The organism is Gryllotalpicola protaetiae (assembly GCF_003627055.1).
In the GTDB taxonomy this organism is placed as follows: Bacteria; Actinomycetota; Actinomycetes; order Actinomycetales; family Microbacteriaceae; genus Gryllotalpicola; species Gryllotalpicola protaetiae.
The window spans coordinates 1,735,386-1,752,074 of record NZ_CP032624.1 but is presented as its reverse complement, the minus strand read 5'-3'; the positions used below and the strand labels follow the sequence as shown (position 1 = coordinate 1,752,074).

General features: G+C 69.0%; 18 protein-coding genes and 1 tRNA gene. 4 read left to right on the top strand and 15 right to left on the bottom strand.

What is annotated here, in order from left to right; genetic code table 11:
* Positions 1-127 precede the first annotated feature (127 nt).
* Positions 128-1,729: an amino acid permease gene (locus D7I44_RS08610; protein WP_120789120.1), complete on the top strand. Its 1,602-nt coding sequence runs from the start codon at positions 128-130 to the stop codon at positions 1,727-1,729.
* On the opposite strand, the gene D7I44_RS08605 is transcribed toward D7I44_RS08610, so the two are convergent.
* From D7I44_RS08605 to D7I44_RS08580, 6 genes are all read right to left on the bottom strand, one after another.
* Positions 1,710-2,315 carry a hypothetical protein gene (locus D7I44_RS08605; RefSeq protein ID WP_120789119.1) on the bottom strand — a complete coding sequence of 202 codons (606 nt, stop codon included), beginning with the start codon at positions 2,313-2,315 and terminating at the stop codon, positions 1,710-1,712. The two genes, D7I44_RS08610 and D7I44_RS08605, sit on opposite strands and share 20 nt — an antisense overlap.
* Positions 2,316-2,349: 34 nt before the next feature.
* Positions 2,350-3,234: a carbohydrate ABC transporter permease gene (locus tag D7I44_RS08600; RefSeq protein WP_120789118.1), complete on the bottom strand. Its 885-nt coding sequence runs from the start codon at positions 3,232-3,234 to the stop codon at positions 2,350-2,352.
* Positions 3,231-4,205: a carbohydrate ABC transporter permease gene (locus tag D7I44_RS08595; RefSeq protein WP_181445611.1), complete on the bottom strand. Its 975-nt coding sequence runs from the start codon at positions 4,203-4,205 to the stop codon at positions 3,231-3,233. The genes D7I44_RS08600 and D7I44_RS08595 overlap by 4 nt, the downstream gene beginning before the upstream one ends.
* On the bottom strand, positions 4,189-5,571 hold the full coding sequence (locus D7I44_RS08590; RefSeq protein ID WP_120789116.1) for an ABC transporter substrate-binding protein: 1,383 nt from the start codon (positions 5,569-5,571) through the stop codon (positions 4,189-4,191). The genes D7I44_RS08595 and D7I44_RS08590 overlap by 17 nt, the downstream gene beginning before the upstream one ends.
* Before the next feature lie 27 nt (positions 5,572-5,598).
* Positions 5,599-7,296, bottom strand: coding sequence for a glycoside hydrolase family 13 protein (locus D7I44_RS08585; RefSeq protein WP_120789115.1), 1,698 nt, complete (start codon positions 7,294-7,296; stop codon positions 5,599-5,601).
* Between the two features lie 73 nt (positions 7,297-7,369).
* Positions 7,370-8,404, bottom strand: coding sequence for a LacI family DNA-binding transcriptional regulator (locus D7I44_RS08580; RefSeq protein ID WP_120789114.1), 1,035 nt, complete (start codon positions 8,402-8,404; stop codon positions 7,370-7,372).
* Between the two features lie 138 nt (positions 8,405-8,542).
* Here D7I44_RS08580 and D7I44_RS08575 point away from each other — a divergent pair, with 138 nt between their 5' ends.
* Positions 8,543-9,568, top strand: coding sequence for a hypothetical protein (locus tag D7I44_RS08575; RefSeq protein ID WP_120789113.1), 1,026 nt, complete (start codon positions 8,543-8,545; stop codon positions 9,566-9,568).
* A 58-nt stretch (positions 9,569-9,626) separates the two neighbouring features.
* Here D7I44_RS08575 and D7I44_RS08570 read toward each other — a convergent pair whose 3' ends face one another.
* Complete coding sequence (locus D7I44_RS08570) at positions 9,627-10,829, bottom strand: MFS transporter (RefSeq protein ID WP_120789112.1); 1,203 nt, start codon at positions 10,827-10,829, stop codon at positions 9,627-9,629.
* A 70-nt stretch (positions 10,830-10,899) separates the two neighbouring features.
* On the opposite strand from D7I44_RS08570, the gene D7I44_RS08565 reads away from it, so the two are divergent.
* Entirely contained in the window at positions 10,900-11,595 is a 696-nt protein-coding gene (locus D7I44_RS08565) for a GntR family transcriptional regulator (RefSeq protein ID WP_120789111.1), read from the top strand.
* Positions 11,596-11,619: 24 nt separating this feature from the next.
* Here the strand turns inward: D7I44_RS08565 and D7I44_RS08560 are convergent, their stop codons facing one another.
* The 3 genes from D7I44_RS08560 to D7I44_RS08550 are packed head-to-tail and all read right to left on the bottom strand — an operon-like array spanning position 11,620 to position 13,217.
* Positions 11,620-12,231 carry an HdeD family acid-resistance protein gene (locus D7I44_RS08560; RefSeq protein WP_120789110.1) on the bottom strand — a complete coding sequence of 204 codons (612 nt, stop codon included), beginning with the start codon at positions 12,229-12,231 and terminating at the stop codon, positions 11,620-11,622.
* A gap of 16 nt (positions 12,232-12,247) precedes the next feature.
* The gene (locus D7I44_RS08555; RefSeq protein WP_120789109.1) at positions 12,248-12,832 is read right to left on the bottom strand and encodes a uracil-DNA glycosylase family protein; all 585 of its coding nucleotides are present in this window, start codon (positions 12,830-12,832) and stop codon (positions 12,248-12,250) included.
* A gap of 28 nt (positions 12,833-12,860) precedes the next feature.
* Positions 12,861-13,217 carry a DUF7882 family protein gene (locus D7I44_RS08550; RefSeq protein WP_245980147.1) on the bottom strand — a complete coding sequence of 119 codons (357 nt, stop codon included), beginning with the start codon at positions 13,215-13,217 and terminating at the stop codon, positions 12,861-12,863.
* Between the two features lie 56 nt (positions 13,218-13,273).
* On the opposite strand from D7I44_RS08550, the gene D7I44_RS08545 reads away from it, so the two are divergent.
* Positions 13,274-13,912, top strand: coding sequence for a response regulator transcription factor (locus D7I44_RS08545; RefSeq protein WP_120789107.1), 639 nt, complete (start codon positions 13,274-13,276; stop codon positions 13,910-13,912).
* 6 nt (positions 13,913-13,918) lie between these two features.
* Here the strand turns inward: D7I44_RS08545 and D7I44_RS08540 are convergent, their stop codons facing one another.
* The 5 genes from D7I44_RS08540 to D7I44_RS08520 all read right to left on the bottom strand — a co-directional run bounded on the left by D7I44_RS08540 (position 13,919) and on the right by D7I44_RS08520 (position 16,543).
* Positions 13,919-14,680: an ABC transporter permease gene (locus D7I44_RS08540; RefSeq protein ID WP_120789106.1), complete on the bottom strand. Its 762-nt coding sequence runs from the start codon at positions 14,678-14,680 to the stop codon at positions 13,919-13,921.
* The gene (locus D7I44_RS08535; protein WP_120789105.1) at positions 14,677-15,450 is read right to left on the bottom strand and encodes an ABC transporter ATP-binding protein; all 774 of its coding nucleotides are present in this window, start codon (positions 15,448-15,450) and stop codon (positions 14,677-14,679) included. The genes D7I44_RS08540 and D7I44_RS08535 overlap by 4 nt, the downstream gene beginning before the upstream one ends.
* Positions 15,447-15,803, bottom strand: coding sequence for a DUF1048 domain-containing protein (locus D7I44_RS08530; RefSeq protein ID WP_120789104.1), 357 nt, complete (start codon positions 15,801-15,803; stop codon positions 15,447-15,449). The genes D7I44_RS08535 and D7I44_RS08530 overlap by 4 nt, the downstream gene beginning before the upstream one ends.
* Position 15,804: 1 nt before the next feature.
* On the bottom strand, positions 15,805-16,134 hold the full coding sequence (locus tag D7I44_RS08525) for a PadR family transcriptional regulator (protein ID WP_120789103.1): 330 nt from the start codon (positions 16,132-16,134) through the stop codon (positions 15,805-15,807).
* 322 nt (positions 16,135-16,456) lie between these two features.
* Positions 16,457-16,543, bottom strand: a tRNA-Leu gene (locus D7I44_RS08520).
* Positions 16,544-16,689: the final 146 nt, after the last annotated feature.

Here is a 16,689-nt window from a genome sequence, read left to right as displayed (position 1 = left end):
TTGCTTTAACAGAGCATGCATCGCGCTATTCCATTAAGGCAAGTTTTTTTGCTTTTAATGCGGATGTCTGTTGAAATCCCCTCCTCGCAGGCCAAGCTGGGCTTCTCAGGCAGGGAGAGGGGACGCCATGTCTTCAGCACCGCAAGACCCGGACGCAGGCGCGGGCCTGCGCGACACGCCGGCGGACTACGACATCGCCGACGTCCAGGAGAACCGACTCGAGCGGTTCGGCGACAGGCTCGCCGCCGTCGAGGACTTCAGCCATGAACAGGCGGGCTACCACAAGGGCCTCGGCGCCCGGCAGCTGCAGATGATCGCCATCGGCGGCGCGATAGGCACAGGCCTCTTCCTCGGGGCGGGCGGGCGGCTGCACACCTCCGGCCCCATCCTGATCTTCGTCTACGCGATCTGCGGCTTCTTCGCCTTCCTGATCCTGCGCGCCCTCGGCGAGCTGGTGCTGCACCGCCCGTCATCCGGATCGTTCGTGAGCTACGCGCGCGAGTTCTACGGCGAGAAGGCGGCCTACGTCTCGGGCTGGATGTACTTCCTCAACTGGGCGATGACGGGCATCGTCGACTCGACCGCCATCGCCGTCTACGTCAAGTTCTGGTCGGCGTTCTCCGCGGCGCCGCAGTGGCTCATCGCCCTGATCGCGCTCGTCGTCGTGCTCGGCGCGAACCTCATCTCGGTCAAGGTCTTCGGCGAGATGGAGTTCTGGTTCGCCCTGATCAAGGTGACCGCCCTCATCGCGTTCCTGATCATCGGCGCGATCTTCCTCGCCTTCCGCTTCCCCACCTCCGCCGGCGCGACCGGCTTCGGCATGCTCGCGGACCACGGCGGGCTGCTGCCGCACGGCGTCGGAACGATCCTCGCGGCCGTCATCGTCGTCCAGGGCGTCGTGTTCGCGTATGCCGGCGTCGAACTGGTCGGCACGGCGGCCGGCGAGACCCCGGAACCGCAGAAGGTCATGCCGCGCGCCGTGAACTCGGTGATCTTCCGCATCGCGGTGTTCTACTGCGGCTCGATCTTCCTGCTTGCGCTGCTCTTGCCCTACACGATGTACAGCGCCGATCAGAGCCCGTTCGTCACCTTCTTCTCGCACATCGGCAACCCTGAGGTCGGCGCGATCGCGGGCAACCTGATGAACTTCGTCGTGCTCACCGCGGCGCTGTCGTCGCTGAACGCCGGCCTCTACTCGACCGGCCGCATCCTGCACTCGATGTCACAGGCAGGCGCCTCACCCGCGTTCACCGGCCGAATGAACTCGCGGGGAGTGCCATGGGGCGGCATCGTTCTGACGTTCTGCGTCGCGCTGCTCGGCGTCGGGCTCAACCTCGTCGTGCCCGCGCAGGCGTTCGAGATCGTGCTCAACGTGTCGGCGCTCGGCATCATCTCGAGCTGGGGCACCATCATCCTCTGCCAGATGAAGCTGAAGAAGCTGGCCGATGCCGGGCAGCTGGAGCGACCGCACTTCCGGCTCTTCGGCGCCCCGTTCACGTCGTGGCTCACGCTCGCGTTCCTCGTCGCGGTGCTCGTGCTGATGGCGTTCGACTACCCGACGGGCACCTACACGATCGTCGGGCTCGTCGTCATCATCCCGCTGCTGATCCTCGGCTGGTTCCTGCAGCGCGACCGCATCCTGGCGATCGCCGAAGAGCGGCTGGGCCACACGGGCGCGTTCCCGACGATCCCGGGGCGGATACCGCCGATCACTCCGCCGAATGAGTAGGCGCGCTCGCACGCAACGCCGCGAGGTCCTCGTCGATGAAGTGCGCGATGCGCTCGTCGCGGAACGCCGCGTAGTCGGGGTCGTCGTCGACGCGCGGGGCGGCGAGCCGCGCGGCCAGGGTGCCGCCGATCTCGTCCCACGCGGCGGCCTTCGCCTCGTCGACCAGCAGCTTGAGACCCTCGTGGTCGACGGCGGCCGCGTCGTAGGCATCCGCCACGGCACGCAGCGCGAGCGGCTTGCGGCGATGGTCGGGCTCGATGACGACCGGCTTGCCGCCGGGGTAGATGCGGTCGCCCATCTTAGACTCGTCGCGATCGAGGTCTTCCTGCGCCCGCACCGCGGCGTCGCGGTTGGTCGCGGCGAGCTCACGGTACTCGACGCGCGCGAACTCCTCGAGCTCGGCCTCGTCGAACGGCTTCCCGTCGCGCACCGCGTTGACGATGAGGTGGTTCTTCACCGCCATCCGCACACCGTGGAACGCGATCTTCAGCGCATCGTCGACGACGTCGTCCAGCGGGGCGAGCGGTTCCGGCGCCGGCGGTACGAACGCGCCGACGTTCCTCCGCTTCCGCCTGAAAAGTGCCACCCCTCCATCGTGCCGCACTCCCGGCATCCGCTCGCTACCCCTTCACCGCACCGCCGAGGCCACCGCCGCGCAGGAAGGTGCGCTGGAACAGCAGGAAGATCACGACGGGGATGAGCGAGGCGATCGCGAGCGCCGCGAGATAGACGCCGAGGTCGGTCTGCGAGGCGATCGCGGGCAGGCGCACCGACAGCGGCTGGATCTGCTGGTTCGGCAGCACGAGCATCGGCCAGAGGAAGTCAGCCCAGGCCGCCGAGATCGCGAACACCGACACCACGCCCAGGATGGGCCGCGACATGGGCAGCACGATCGACCAGAACAGCCGGAACGGCCCGGCCCCGTCGGTCTCTGCCGCCTCGAACACCTCGGTCGGCAGCGCCTGGAAGAAGCGCATGACGAGCAGCACATTGAAGGCGGATGCCCCGGCGGGCAGCCACACGGCCCAGTAGGTGTTGAGCAGCGAGGTGCCGATGAGCGGCGGGTGCAGGATCGTCAGGTACAGCGGCACGAGCAGCACCACGGCCGGCACGAACAGGGTCGCGAGCACGAGGCCCGAGATCACCTTCGCGTAGGCGGGCTTCAGCACGGCGAGCGCGAAGCCGCCCGTCGTCGCGACGATCAGCTGCACCGCCCATTCGCCCGCGGTGACCCAGATCGTGTTCACGAAGTAGGTGCCGATGTGCACGTCGTTCCACGCGTGCGCGAGGTTCTGCCACGCGAAGCCGTTGGGGAACAGCGCCATCGGGGTCTGCAGCGTGTCCTGCGTGGGCGTGATCGCCGACTTCGCGAGCCACAGCAGCGGCAAGAGCCCGACCGCGATCAGGAGCAGGAGCAGCACGATGTGCAGCACGGTGTTGGGGATCCGCACCCCCGGCCGCTTCCAGTCGGTGTCCGAGATGATCGTGCGGTCTGTGCTGCTCATGAGTCGCTCCAGCGGCGGGTGAGGCGGAAGTACAGCACCGACATCAGGGCGAGGAACGCGGCGAGCATGAGGCTCAGCGCGGTCGCGGCGCCGTAGTTGCCGCCGAGGCTGTTGGTGAAGGCGTAGCGGTAGACGAGCAGCAGGATCGTGGTCGTCGAGTCGACCGGGCCGCCCGCCGTGAACAGGAACGGCTGCAGGAAGACCTGCGCGGTCCCGATGATCTGCAGGATCAAGGTGATGAAGAGGATGCCGCGCAGCTGCGGCAGCGTGACGTGCCAGATCTTCTTCCAGATGCCGGCCCCGTCAACCTCGGCCGCGTCGTACAGCTCGGGGGCGACGCTCGTGAGCGCAGCGAGATAGATGATGATCGTGCCGCCGGCCGCGGCCCAGGTGGCCTGCAGCACGAGCGAGGGCATGGCGGCTACGGTGCTCTGGATCCAGGGCTGGGGTGGGATGCCGACCCAGCCGAGGATCGTGTTGAAGACCCCCTCCGGCCGGGCGTCGTAGAAGAACTTCCACAGCAGCACCGACACCACCGGCGGCATGACCACCGGCAGGTAGGCGAGCACGCTGTAGAGCCCTTTGAGCCGGCGCACCTCGCTCATGATCACGGCGAGCACGAGCGGCAGCGGGTAGCCGAACACGAGCGCGAGCAGCGCGAACCAGCCCGTGTTGCGCACCGCGATGTAGAACGTCGGGTCATGGAACACGTAGGCGAAGTTCTGCCAGCCGACGAACACCGGCGCGGTGACGAGGTTCGTGTGCTGGAAGCTCATGACGACCGAGCGCACGATCGGCCACCACGAGAACACGCCGAAGACGACGAGCAGCGGCAGCATGAAGACGAGCTTCGACAGGCCGCCGCGCCGCACCCACGTGATCGGGGTGCGGCGCGGCCTGACCCGCTCGGCGGGGCGCGTCGCCCCGCCGAGCTCGGCCGTCTGCTCGGTCAGCTCAACCCTGGTCAGCATCGACGAGGGCCTGGATCTTCTGGTCCACGGCCTTCAGCTGCGCGTCGACGTCGACGTTCTGCTTCGTCAGCACGGCCTGCACAACGCTGTCGAGCGCGCCGTAGAGGTCCTGCGTGTGGGCGGAGGGCTCCGGCACGATCTGCTGGTCGAAGATGCCGTCGGTGAACGGCTTCAGGTTCGCCGTCGGGATGTTGTCGTACGGCGCGATCCAGGTCTGGTTCTGCTGCCAGGTCGCCTTGTCGAAGACGGGCAGGGTCGGCGCGTTGACGGCCTGGTTGCCGGCCTTCAGCGTCTGCGCGTTCTTCACCGCGGCATCCTTGTCGACCGTCGGCTGGGTGCGGTAGAAGTCGATCCACTTGACCGCCGCGGCGATCTGCGCCTTCGAGTCCTTGACGTTCACCACGTCGACGTTGCCGCCCGACAGGATGCCGGCGTCGCTGGAATCCGACAGCGGGAAGGTCGTGACCCCGTACTTCGTCTGGTCGAATCCGTTCGCCTGCATGAGCGAGCCGATCACGTCGGATCCGCTCATGTACATCGCGACCTGGCCGGAGGCGAAGGCCTGGTTGATGCCCGACCAGTCGAACAGGAAGTTCGAGCCCATCGAGTTGTCGTCCCAGCGCAGCTTCGCGAGCCACGCGAGCGCCTGCTTCGTCTGCGCGTTGTCGGTCTTCACCGTCACCTTGCCGTCGCTGCCGACGGTCTCGAGACGGCCACCGAGTGAGTTCGTCAACGTCGCGAGCTCCCATCCGCCGGTGTTCCCCGAGGTCATCTGCATGTAGCCCGCGGTGCCCGGCACCTTCTCGGAGATCGTCTTGGCGTCCGCCTCGATCTCGACGAGCGTGGTCGGCGGCTTGTCGGGGTCGAGGCCGGCCTTGGTGAACGTGTCGCGGTTGTACGACAGCGCCATCGCGTAAGGACCCCACGGGATGCCGTAGATGTGGCCGTCCTTGCCGGTGGCCACGTCGAGCACGTTCTTGTTCCACTTGTCCGCCGTCGACGTCTTCTTGAAGTCGGTGGTGATGTCGGCGAGCTGACCGTTGTTCGCCAGCGTCTTCGAGTCGGTGAACGGCACGTTGAACACGTCGGGCAGCGTGCCGCCCGCGAGCTCCGCGGCGAACGTCGTACCAGTCCACTGGTACTCGATGGGCTTCACGATGATGTTCGGGTTCGCCTTCTCGAACTCGGTCACCCGCTCGTGCAGGGCCTTGAGCGCGTCGGCGGTGGCGCCCGGCAGCACCGGGGCGACCGTGAGATAGACCTTGCCGTCCTTGGCGCCTGCGTTGCTCGACGACGAGCAGCCCGCGAGCAGGCCGACGCCGACAGCGGCGATCGCGAGCGCCGCGATGGCCTTCCGTGACTTCATTGTCATGTCCTTCTTGTTGTTGTGATTTCAGTTCTGGCTGTTGATGCGCAGCCATGCGGTGGAGTCGGGGGGAAGCTGCCCGCCGATGAGCGGGCTGCTGGCGAGGAGCACCTCGTCGTGTGCGGGCAGGGTGAGCGGATGCCTGCCCAGGTTCGTCACGCTGACGAATCCGTCGCCGCGCCGGAACGCGAGCAGCTCGTCGCCGGCGGCCGTCTCGACCCAGGCGAACGGCCCGTCGCCGAGGTCGGGGTCGCTGCGACGCAGCGCGAGCGCCGCACGGTAGAGGTTGAGTGTCGAGTCCGGGTCCGCTTCCTGCGCCTCGACCGTCAACCCCGCCCAGGCGGCCGGCTGCGGCAGCCACGGCTCTGCGGCGCCCGCCGGACCGAAGCCGAACGGCGCGACCGCGCCCGCCCAGGGCAGCGGCACGCGGCATCCGTCGCGCCCGGGATCCACCCCGCCCGAGCGGAAGTGCATCGGGTCCTCGAGGCGGTCGAGGGGCAGGTCCTCGACCTCGGGCAGGCCGAGCTCGTCACCCTGGTAGACGTACAGCGATCCGGGCAGCGCGGCGGTCAAGAGAGCGGCGGCGCGAGCGCGGCGGCGTCCGAGCTCGACGTCGACGGGGGTGCCGAAGCGCTTCTTCGCGAACGCGAACGAGCTGTCCTCGCGGCCGTACCGCGTCACCGGGCGGGTCACGTCGTGATTCGAGAGCACCCAGGTCGACGGGGCGCCGACCGGCGCATGCGCAGTGAGGGTCTGCTCGATCGAGGCGCGTAGCTCGCCGGCATCCCACGGCCTCGCCATGAAATCGAAGTTGAACGCCGTGTGCAGCTCGTCGGGCCGCAGGTAGGCGGTGAACCGGTCGATGTCGGGCAGCCACAGCTCGCCGACGAGCACGCGCGTGCCGGGGTACGAGTCGGCGAGCGCGCGCCACGAGCGGTAGACGTCGTGCAGCTCGTCGCGGTCGGTGTTGGGGTGCTCGCCGGGGCCCGGGTTCTCCGGCACCTCGGGCAGCGCCGGGTCCTTGACGAGCAGCGCGGCCGAGTCGATGCGGATGCCCCCGACCCCGCGGTCGAACCAGAAGCTCAGCACGTCGAGGAACTCCTGCGGCACGTCGGGGTTCGACCAGTTCACGTCGGGCTGCTCGGGCGTGAACAGGTGCAGGTACCACTCTCCGGGCGTTCCGTCGGGGTTCGTCGTGCGGGTCCAGGTGTCGCCGGCGAAGTTGTTCGGCCAGTGCGTCGGCGGCTCGTCGCCGTTCTCGCCCTTGCCGGGGTGGAACCAGAACCTGGCGCGCTCCGGGCTGCCCGGCGCCGCAGCGAGCGCGGCCTGGAACCATGCGTGCTGGTCCGAGATGTGGTTGGGGACCACGTCGATGATGGTGCGGATGCCGTGTTCGAGCGCCTCTTCGATCAGCTTCTCGGCCTCCTCGAGCGTGCCGAAGGCGGGGTGGATGCGCCGGTAGTCGGCCACGTCGTAGCCGCCGTCGGCCAGCGGCGACGCGTACCAGGGTGTGAACCAGATCGCGTCGACCCCGAGCTGCTGCAGGTAGTCGAGGTGGGCGCGCACACCCGCGAGGTCGCCGATGCCGTCGCCGTTGCCGTCCGCGAAGCTGCGCGGATAGATCTGGTAGATGACTGCGCTGCGCCACCAGTCGGGGTCGTCCAGCAACAGGGGCGCCGGCGCAAGGGTCTGCGCGAGCGGGCTGCTCTGCTCGTTCACGGTCATCAACGTAGATAACTTGACAAGATGACGCAAGAACGTAACTTTTCAGCGCAGGCTTGCGCTGATATTGCGTGACTTACCGAGCGGCGGATGCCTGTCGCAAGGTCTTCGGCGCGGGTCCGGTCGACGACCGCACCACGAGCTCCGGCTCGAACAGGAACTCGTCGACATCGCCGGCGACACCTGTCATCTGCCCGAGCAGCAGCTCGAGCGCCATCCGCCCCATCAGGTCGATCGGCTGCCGCACGGTCGTGAGCGGCGGCTCGATGCTGCCCATCAGCGCGGAGTCGTCGTAGCCGATCACCGAAAGGTCGCCCGGCACCGAGAGCCCCGCCTTGCGGGCAGCGCGGATCACGCCGAGCGCGATGGGGTCGCTCGCGCACACGATCGCCGTCACGCCCGCCTTGATCAGGCGAGCGCCGGAGGCCTGCCCCGCCTCGACCGAGTACAGCGAGCGGATCATGTGCTCTGCGGGCAGCTCGAGCCCGGCATCCGCCATCGCCTTCTGCGCCGCCTCGGCCTTGCGCCGTGACGGCATGTGGTCGCTCGGGCCGAATGCGAAGCCGATGCGCGTGTGCCCCAGCTGCACCAGGTGGTTCACGGCCATGTCGGTCGCCGCCCAGTCGTCGCACGAGACGGTCGGGAACCCCATCCCTTCCACCGGCGCCGAGACGAGCACGGTCGGCAGCGCGACCTCGCGCAGCTTGTCGTAGTGCGCATGATTCGCGGCAGCCTGCGTGTACAGCCCGCCGGCGAACACCACGCCCGAGACCTGCTGCTGCAGCAGCAGGTCGACGTAGTCTGCCTCGCTCACGCCGCCCGCGGTCTGCGTGCAGAGCACCGGCGTGTACCCGTTCTGCGCCAGCGCGCCGCCCATGATGTCGGCGAAGGCGGGGAAGATCGGATTCTGCAGCTCGGGCAGCACGAGCCCGACGAGCCGGGCGCGCTGGCCGCGCAACTTGGTGGGCCGCTCGTAGCCGAGCACGTCGAGGGCGGTGAGCACCTGCTGGCGCGTCGCCTCGCCGACCCCGGGCTTCCCGTTCAGCACACGACTGACGGTCGCCTCGGACACGCCGACCTTCTTCGCGACCTCCGCGAGCCTCTTCGACATGCAAGAACTGTGCAAGTTCTTGCGCGTGTACGCAAGTCTGCGACCGTGACCCGTCACGACAACTCGATGACAGATGTCACAGGGGGCGCGTGACGGCCGCCAGAGGCATCCGGCCGCCCGCTGTCTCACCATCGACGCATGAGACCTTTTGCCCGCGCACTCACCCTCGCCGCTCTGTCCGGCGTCACGGCCGAGTTCCTGCTCGGCGACCAGTGGCTCTCTGGGGCCGCCCCGATCAGCACGCAGCTGCCGGAGCTCATCCTGTTCATCGTCTACTACGGCAGCGCCGCCGTGCTGATCCGTGAGTTCACGCGACGCACCGGTCGCGGCTGGCCCACGATCCTGCTGCTCGCGTTCGCGTTCGGACTGATCGAAGAGGGGCTGCTCGACCTCAGCCTCTTCAACCCCCACTTCGCTGAGCGCAGCCTGATCGCCTTCGGGTTCATCCCGGGCCTCGGCATCGGCGGTCCGTGGACGATCTTCGTCCTCACCCTGCACGTCGTCTGGAGCATCGGCGCCCCCGTCGCGATCGCCGAGGCGCTGTTCCCCAGCCCGGTGAGGCGGCGGATTCCGGTGGCGGCCGTCACCCCGCAGACGCAGGCCCCCTGGCTGCGGGTGCCCGGCCTGTGCGTCGCGGGCGGAGGTTATCTCGTCGGCGCCGCCGCGATCGGAGTGGTCAGTCAGGGCAGCTTCGTCGCTCAGTGGTGGCAGTACGCCTCGGCGGCGGTCGTCGCGGCCGCCGCGATCGTGATCGCCTTCCGCCTGCGGCCGACCACGCCACGCCCGGCCCGCAGCCCGCGTAACGGCATCCTCGTCGGCTTCGTCGGCGGCACCGTCTTCCAGCTTCTCGAGGGGTGGCCGCACTCGGTCTCGCCATGGCTCGCGTGCCTCGCGCTGCTCGTCGTGCTCGGGGCGGGGGCATGGGCGTCCGTCCGCTTCCGCCTCGACCCGCTGGGCCTCGCGACGGGTGCGCTGTTCACCTACTGCTGGGTCGGGCTCAGGGCCGCGTCGCAGACGGGCGGGTGGCCCGTCGTCGAACAGATCGTCATCGTCGTGCTCGTGGTCGCCGCGCTCGCCCTCGCGCTCAGGCGCGCTGCTCTGATCCGCGTGGCGCTGTCCGGATCCGAGCAGCGCTCGGCGGATCCGAGCAGCGCAACCGCCTGAGCGCGCGCCTCGCGAGCACAGCTCGCTCGGGGCTCTCGCGTGACGACCCACTGGGTCGTCACTCCACGCGAGAGCCCCAGTGGCGGTCGCGCGACGGGATCAGCGGGGCGGCCAGCAACGGCGCCACGGCCACGAGCGCGAACGCGATCGGGTAGCCCGCGGCCGCGATGAGCGCCCCGATTCCGGGGCCGACGGCCGAGGCTGCGAGGAACTGCCCCGTGTTCTGCAGGCCGAGCGCGCGGCCCGACCACTGCGGTCCGGCCGCCTCGGCGACCGAGGTGAAGGCCAGCCCGTTGTCGGCCACGCTCACGGTGGTCGCGATGATCAGCACCACGGCCGCCGCCGCCGACCACCTCACGGTCCCGGTCGCGGCGAGCGCCGCCATCACGACGACGCCCGAGACCGCGACCCACCGCAGCACCCGCACGCGCGAGCCGACCCGGTCCGACCAGGAGCCGATCACGATCCGCCCGATCGCCCCCACGAACTGCGCGACGCCGATGACGATGCCCGCCGCCGTGGCCGACCAGTGCAGCTCGGTGATGAGCCACACCAGCCCGAAGATCGACAGCGTGAACTGCGGCACGACGAGCAGGACCGAGACGAGGTGGATGCGCCACAGGAATCCGCTCGCCCGGTACGGATTGGCGGGGGCCGTGCTCGATGCCGCACGGGCTGCGGGGCGCGCCGGATTCCTGATGCCGAGCGTGCACAGCACGGCGAGCACCGCCAGCACGACCCCGGCGAGCAGCAGCGGCCCGCCGGGCCCGAAGCGGTCGGCGAGCGGCGGCACGCTGACGGCCGCAGCGGCCACCCCGAGCGGCTGCGACATCTGGCGGATGCCCATGGCGAGCCCGCGCCGCGAACGCGGGAACCATCCGACGACCACGCGGCCGCTGGCCGCGTTGGTGCTCGCCGAGGCCGCGCCGCCGAGCAGCAGCAGGAGCCCGAGAGCCACGAACCCACCGGCCGCCACCGCGGCGAGTGCGAACGCGGCGGTCAGCCCGAGGCCGCCGGCGATCACCCAGCGCTCCCCGTAACGGTCGGCGAGAGCGCCCCACGCGACGAGTGTCAGCACCATGCCGAAGGTCGGTGCGGAGGCGAGCAGGCCGGCCTGGGCCAGTGGCACGCCACGCTGGAGATGCAGCAGCGGGATGAGGTAGGCGGGCGTCGAGACGAGCAGGGTGCCGGCGGCCTGGGCGAGGACGCCGAGCGCGAGCATCCGCCAGGCCGCCGCCGGGATTCGTTCGGTGTCGCTCATTCCGCCTCCTCGAGATTCGGGATACCATTTCGGTATACCAACTCTTGCACGGCCGACACGGAAGCGCGAAATGGGCGATCAGACCGACCAGACCCGAGACGGCGGGGCGTATGCCGCGCTGCGCGCCGCGATCCTCGCGTTCGAGCTCGCCCCGGGCGAGCGCCTGAGCGAGCGCGGACTCGAGACCGTCGCGGGCGGCTCCCGCACTCCGGTGCGCGCAGCGCTCATGCGGCTCGCCGCCGACGGGCTCGTGCAGCGCGCGGGCCGCGGCTGGCAGGTCGCGCCGATCGATCTCGCCGAGGTGCGGGCCGTTATGGAGTACCGCGAGGCCCTCGAGACCGCCGCCGTGCGCCTCGCCGTCGAACGCGCGAGCATGGACGAGCTCGAGGCGCTGCGGCTGCTCGCCGACGCGCACGACGACGGGCGGGCGGATGCCGGGGGCGATTCATCTCTGCAAGAGGGGACCGACTTTCACGTCGCCCTCGCGGGTCTGTCGCGCAACCCGTTCCTCGCCGAGGGCATGAGTCAGGTGCTCACCCGGCTGCTGCGCGTGCGCTGGCTGTCGGCGAGCACGCCTCGCACCCGTGAGCTCGCCAGGTCCGAGCATCTCGAGATCGTGGCATCCGTCACCGCCCGCGATGCGGATCGCGCCGTCGCGCTCGTCACCGCGCACAGCCATGGCACACGCGACCGCCTGCTCGGCTTCCTCTCCGACGAGCGGCGCCGCCTGCGGGGCAGTGGAATCGCGGTGGTCGAGTCGGCTTAGCCGCGCCACCGTCGCCGCGAGGGCCTAGAGCGCAGCCCTGGCGTCGCGGCCGAAGGTGAAGGCGCGCACCAGCCCGAGGATGCCGAGCACGATCAGGATGATCCCAGCGACCATGAGCAGCCAGAACCCCGACCACGTCGGCACCGCGAGCACGGCGACGCCGCCGAGGATGCTGATGATGCCGTAGGCCACCGACCAGCCCTGCCGCATCGAGGCGCCCGACTCGGTGATGGCCATGATGCCCTCGACGATCCAGCCGACGCCGACCACGATCGCGATGACGAACAGTAGCGTCGCCGAGGCGATCGCGATGTCGCGCAGAGCGATGATGCCACCGACGACGAGCAGGATGCCGAGCAGCACGTTGAGCACGCGGTGGCCCGTGCCGAGCGAGTGCCCGAAGATGCCGAGCACCAGCCGCACCCCGCCCGTGATCACGAGGTAGATGCCGAACAGGAAGGCCAGCACGGGGATCGTGTGCTGCGGCCAGACCAGCAGCAGCACTCCGACGATCAGGGCGGCCGCCCCGGCGATTCCAAAGACGAGGCGCACCCCGTCGATGGCCTTCTTGGCGAGGCCACGGGCTTCGAGGCGCAACGCGTCGCGGAATTCGTCTGCAGAACCAGGGATGCTCATGAGCCACAAGCTAGCGTCACGCGAGCGCCAGCGATACCGCCGCGCGCAACTCGGGAACGAGTTCTTCGACGAACCACGGGTTGCGCGCCTGCCACCTGAAATTGAGCGGCGAGGGATGCACGAGCGGAAAGTACTCGGGCAGATACGAGCGCCACCCGTGCACGGTCTCGGTGAGGGTCTTCCCACGCCGGGCTCCGAGGTAGAACCTCTGCGCGTACGCGCCGATCAGGATCGTGAACCGCACGTCCGGCAGGTCGGCGAGCAGCCTCGGATGCCACTTCTCGGCGAATCCCGGCCGCGGCGGCAGATCGCCGGAGCCTTTCGCGCCCTTGCCCGGGTAGTAGAAGTCCATCGGCACGATCGCGAACCGGTCGGGGTCATGCAACTCGTCGTCGCTCACGCCGAGCCAGCCGCACAGCTTCGCGCCGCTCGCGTCGCGCCAGGGCACGCCCGCCTCCTGCGCCTTGCGGCCAGGCGCCTGGCCGACCACGACGATGCGGGCGTGTGGGCCTGCGGTGTAAAGCGGCTCCCACCCGGCATCCGTCATCGCTCGGTTCTCCGGGTCCGCCTTGATCGCCGCGCGCAGCTCGTCGAGCGTCATGCCTCAGCCTGGCACGCGCGGCCCGGCTCTATGGCGCCGCCGGCGAACCCGCCTTCGCCACGTATTCGGCCGCCTGATCCTCGTTCATCACGACCATGCCGCGGATGCCGTGCGCCGAGCGGGCGAGCGCGTCGAGCCAGCGCCGGTTCATCTCCGGCGGCTTCGACCCGCTGAATCGGAAGGAGAGCGGGATGTCCGGCGAGATCCACAGGCTGACGCGCCCCGACCCTTCGTCGACGGGGATCTGCCAGTTCAGCAGAAACGCCTCGCCGACCCGCAGCTTCGCCGCAATCGCGATCTTGAGGTGCGCCAGCAGGCGATCTTCGATCCGGTAGTCGAATCCCGCGTACGTCAGCGTTCCCATTTGATCCACCGTACGGATCACGGGGCTGCGCTACCTCACCCCCAGGGGTGTATCGTCACCCGCTTAGGATCGAAGATGTGGCCCTCATCCGCATCGCACTCATCAACGACTACGAGGTCGTGGTCAAGGGGCTGGCCGCGATGCTGAGCGGCTATCGGGACACGTTCGAGATCGTCGAGCTCGACGCGGGCACCGAGCCGCGGCGCCAGGCCGATATCGCCCTCTACGACACCTTCGCCGCGACGCCCGGCGACCGCGACGATGTGAAGGTGCTCGCAGGCAACCCCGGAGTGGGCAAGCTCGTCGTCTACGCCTGGGACCTCGGCGAGCGCCTCGTGGCCGACGCGCTCGCGAACGGGGCCGCGGGATACATCTCCAAAGGACTTCCAGCGCACGAGCTGGTGGCGGCGTTGCTCGCCATCCGCGACGGCGAGCGGCGCGTGCACCCGGTGCCGCCCGGCGCACCGACGGCGGTGATCGGCGACTGGCCGGGGCGGCACGAAGGCCTCACCCCGCGCGAAGCCGAGATGCTCGCGCTCATCACACAGGGGCTGAGCAACGCCGAGATCGCCGACCGGACCCGGCTGTCGATCAACTCGGTCAAGTCATACATCCGCAGCTGCTACCGCCGCATCGGCGTCACCAACCGCTCCCACGCGATCCTGTGGGGAATCGAGCACGGCTTCCGCCCCGACCACACGCGGATCCAGCGCTGACGTGGCCTACGCGATGCGCCGCCGATAGGCGAGCTGCGCGAACGCGTAGGCCACGACCAGGATCCCGACCATCCACCCGAGCGCGATCCACAGGTCGCCGCCGACCGATGAGCCCGCGAACAGCGCCCTGATCGAGTCGACGATCGACGTCACCGGCTGATACTCGGCGAACCACCGCACCGGCCCCGGCATCGACGCCGTCGGCACGAACGCCGAGCTGATGAAGGGCAGGAAGATCAGCGGATACGAGAAGGCGCTCGTGCCATCGGCCGACTTGGCGGTCAGGCCGGGGATGACGGCGACCCAGGTGAGAGCGAGCGTGAACAGCAGCAGGATGCCCGCGACCGCGAGCCACCCGCCGATGCCGGCCGCCGTCCGGAATCCGATCAGCACCCCGACCAGCACGACCACCGCGATCGACACGACGTTCGCGACAAGAGACGTGAGCACGTGCGCCCACAGCACCGACGAGCGCGTGATCGGCATCGACTGGAAGCGCTCGAAGGTACCGCCCTTGAGGTCGAGGAACAGCCGGAACGCGGTGTACGAGATGCCCGTTGCGACCGTGATGAGCAGGATGCCCGGCAGCAGGTAGTTCACGTACGAGGTGTGCGACCCGGTCTGGATCGCCCCGCCGAAGACGTAGACGAACAGCAGCAGGAACGCGATCGGCATGAGCGCCGTCGTGATGATCGTGTCGAGGCTGCGGGTGATGTGCTTGAGCGACCGGCCGGTGAGCGCGGCGGTGTCGGCGAAGAAGTGGCTCATGCTGCGTCCTTCGTTCCCACAGCGCCCGCCCCGACCAGCGCGAAGAACACGTCCTCGAGGGTCGGCTGCTTCTCGACATACTCGACCTTCGCCGACGGCAGCAGCTGCTTCAGCTCCGCGAGCGTGCCGTCGACGATGATGCGGCCCTCGTGCAGGATCGCGATCCGGTCGGCGAGCTGCTCGGCCTCGTCGAGGTACTGCGTCGTCAGCAGCACGGTCGTGCCGCCGGCCGCGAGCTGCGTGACCGCCCGCCACACCTCGACGCGCGCCTCGGGGTCGAGCCCGGTCGTCGGCTCGTCGAGGAAGATCACGGGCGGGTCGCCGATGAGGCTCATCGCGATGTCGAGGCGCCGCCGCATGCCACCGGAGTAGGTCGAGACACGCCGCGCCCCGGCATCCGCCAGCCCGAAACGGGACAGAAGGTCGTCGGCAACCGCACCCGGGTCGCCAAGGTGGCGCAGTCGCGCGATCAGCACCAGGTTCTCGCGCCCCGACAGGATCTCCTCGACCGCCGCGAACTGCCCCGTCAGGCTGACCGACTCGCGCACGCGCGCCGCCTGCGTGCGCACGTCCAAGCCGGCGACGGATGCCCGGCCGCCGTCCGCCCGCAGCAGGGTTGCCAGAATCCGCACGATCGTCGTCTTCCCCGCCCCGTTCGAACCGAGCAGCGCGAAGATGCTGCCGGTCTCGACCTCGAAGTCGACACCGCGCAGCACGTGCAGCGCGCCGAACGACTTCTCGAGCCCCGAGACCGAGATCGCGGCCGTCATGACCCCTTCTCCCCTGCGGCTCGCGCGATCGCGTCGGCGTAGCGTCGCCGCTCTTTCACGACCCACCCGTCCTTCATGTAGTTCTCTTTGAACTCCTCGATGAACGCGACGGGATCGTCGCCGACGATGTCGCGGATCGGCGTGCCGTCGACGGCGGCCCGCTCGAACAGGTCGATCAGGTCCTCGAAGATCGTCATGTCGCTCGAGATCGACCCGAAGTACATGAGGTACCGCTCGGTGGCCTCTGCCGCCTCGCGGTATCCGGACGGCAGCGCCTTCACCCGCGCCTTGTATTCGCGCCAGCGGCGCTTGCCGGCGAAGTCGCCGGTCACCTTCTCGATCAGATTGGCCATGTCACTTCCCTGCCTCGCGGAGCCCTGCCAAGCGCTCTGAGAGGAAGCCCCAGGTCCTCCAGAACTCGTCGAGGTACTCCCGACCCTGTTGATTGAGCGAATAGACCTTGCGCGGCGGCCCCTTCTCGGACGGCACCTTCTCGACGTCGACGAGCCCGCGCTGCTCGATGCGCACGAGCAGGGCGTAGATCGTGCCCTCTGCGATGTCGTCGAAGCCCTGCTCGCGCAGCCACGACGTGATCTCGTAGCCGTACGCCGGCCGGTCGGCGAGCACCGCCAGCACCATGCCCTCGAGGATCCCCTTGAGCATCTCGGTCTGCTGCTTGCCCATCGCGCCCTTCGTGCTACTCAGTGATGCTAGCTACCGGTAGATAGTAACACCAAGTACCGCTCGCGCAAGCCCGAAGTCGACGAGCGGATGCCTCGGCCGGCCCCGTCTGACGGGGAAAGGCCGCGCCATCAACGCCACGATCTCGACGGTTGTGACTCTCGATGCGCGCGTTCCGCGGGAAGGGCGCGACAGATTCCACGCCCGCGCTTCCCCGAGAAGTCCCGAAACGTCGCCAAGACATCAGCCAAAGCGCGTTTCGGCACTTCTCGACGGATGCTGGCAACGAAAAGAGCCCCTGGGAAACCCAGGGGCTCTTTCAAGCTGGTGCGCGAGGGGGGAGTTGAACCCCCACGCCCTCACGGGCACACGGACCTGAACCGTGCGCGTCTGCCTATTCCGCCACTCGCGCAATGTTGCCGCTCTTGTGGAACGCCAACCTTACGACGATAACACGAGGCCACTGGGAGTTCCTATTCGGGCGGGGCTTCGCGACCGTAGCGCCAACGCCGCCCGCTAGCATTCAACGCAAACAGGCTGATGACCGAAGAGAGACAA

What these genes read in the sequence shown, in the direction of transcription:
- D7I44_RS08530 (WP_120789104.1), bottom strand. Translation starts at nt 15,803, where the DNA reads ATGGCCAATCTGATCGAGAAGGTGACCGGCGACTTCGCCGGCAAGCGC.
- D7I44_RS08525 (WP_120789103.1), bottom strand. Translation starts at nt 16,134, where the DNA reads ATGGGCAAGCAGCAGACCGAGATGCTCAAGGGGATCCTCGAGGGCATG.
- D7I44_RS08580 (WP_120789114.1), bottom strand. Translation starts at nt 8,404, where the DNA reads ATGTCGAAGAGGCTCGCGGAGGTCGCGAAGAAGGTCGGCGTGTCCGAG.
- D7I44_RS08575 (WP_120789113.1), top strand. Translation starts at nt 8,543, where the DNA reads ATGAGACCTTTTGCCCGCGCACTCACCCTCGCCGCTCTGTCCGGCGTC.
- D7I44_RS08560 (WP_120789110.1), bottom strand. Translation starts at nt 12,231, where the DNA reads ATGAGCATCCCTGGTTCTGCAGACGAATTCCGCGACGCGTTGCGCCTC.
- D7I44_RS08600 (WP_120789118.1), bottom strand. Translation starts at nt 3,234, where the DNA reads ATGAGCAGCACAGACCGCACGATCATCTCGGACACCGACTGGAAGCGG.
- D7I44_RS08565 (WP_120789111.1), top strand. Translation starts at nt 10,900, where the DNA reads ATGGGCGATCAGACCGACCAGACCCGAGACGGCGGGGCGTATGCCGCG.
- D7I44_RS08590 (WP_120789116.1), bottom strand. Translation starts at nt 5,571, where the DNA reads ATGAAGTCACGGAAGGCCATCGCGGCGCTCGCGATCGCCGCTGTCGGC.
- D7I44_RS08610 (WP_120789120.1), top strand. Translation starts at nt 128, where the DNA reads ATGTCTTCAGCACCGCAAGACCCGGACGCAGGCGCGGGCCTGCGCGAC.
- D7I44_RS08595 (WP_181445611.1), bottom strand. Translation starts at nt 4,205, where the DNA reads ATGCTGACCAGGGTTGAGCTGACCGAGCAGACGGCCGAGCTCGGCGGG.
- D7I44_RS08540 (WP_120789106.1), bottom strand. Translation starts at nt 14,680, where the DNA reads ATGAGCCACTTCTTCGCCGACACCGCCGCGCTCACCGGCCGGTCGCTC.
- D7I44_RS08535 (WP_120789105.1), bottom strand. Translation starts at nt 15,450, where the DNA reads ATGACGGCCGCGATCTCGGTCTCGGGGCTCGAGAAGTCGTTCGGCGCG.
- D7I44_RS08570 (WP_120789112.1), bottom strand. Translation starts at nt 10,829, where the DNA reads ATGAGCGACACCGAACGAATCCCGGCGGCGGCCTGGCGGATGCTCGCG.
- D7I44_RS08585 (WP_120789115.1), bottom strand. Translation starts at nt 7,296, where the DNA reads ATGACCGTGAACGAGCAGAGCAGCCCGCTCGCGCAGACCCTTGCGCCG.
- D7I44_RS08555 (WP_120789109.1), bottom strand. Translation starts at nt 12,832, where the DNA reads ATGACGCTCGACGAGCTGCGCGCGGCGATCAAGGCGGACCCGGAGAAC.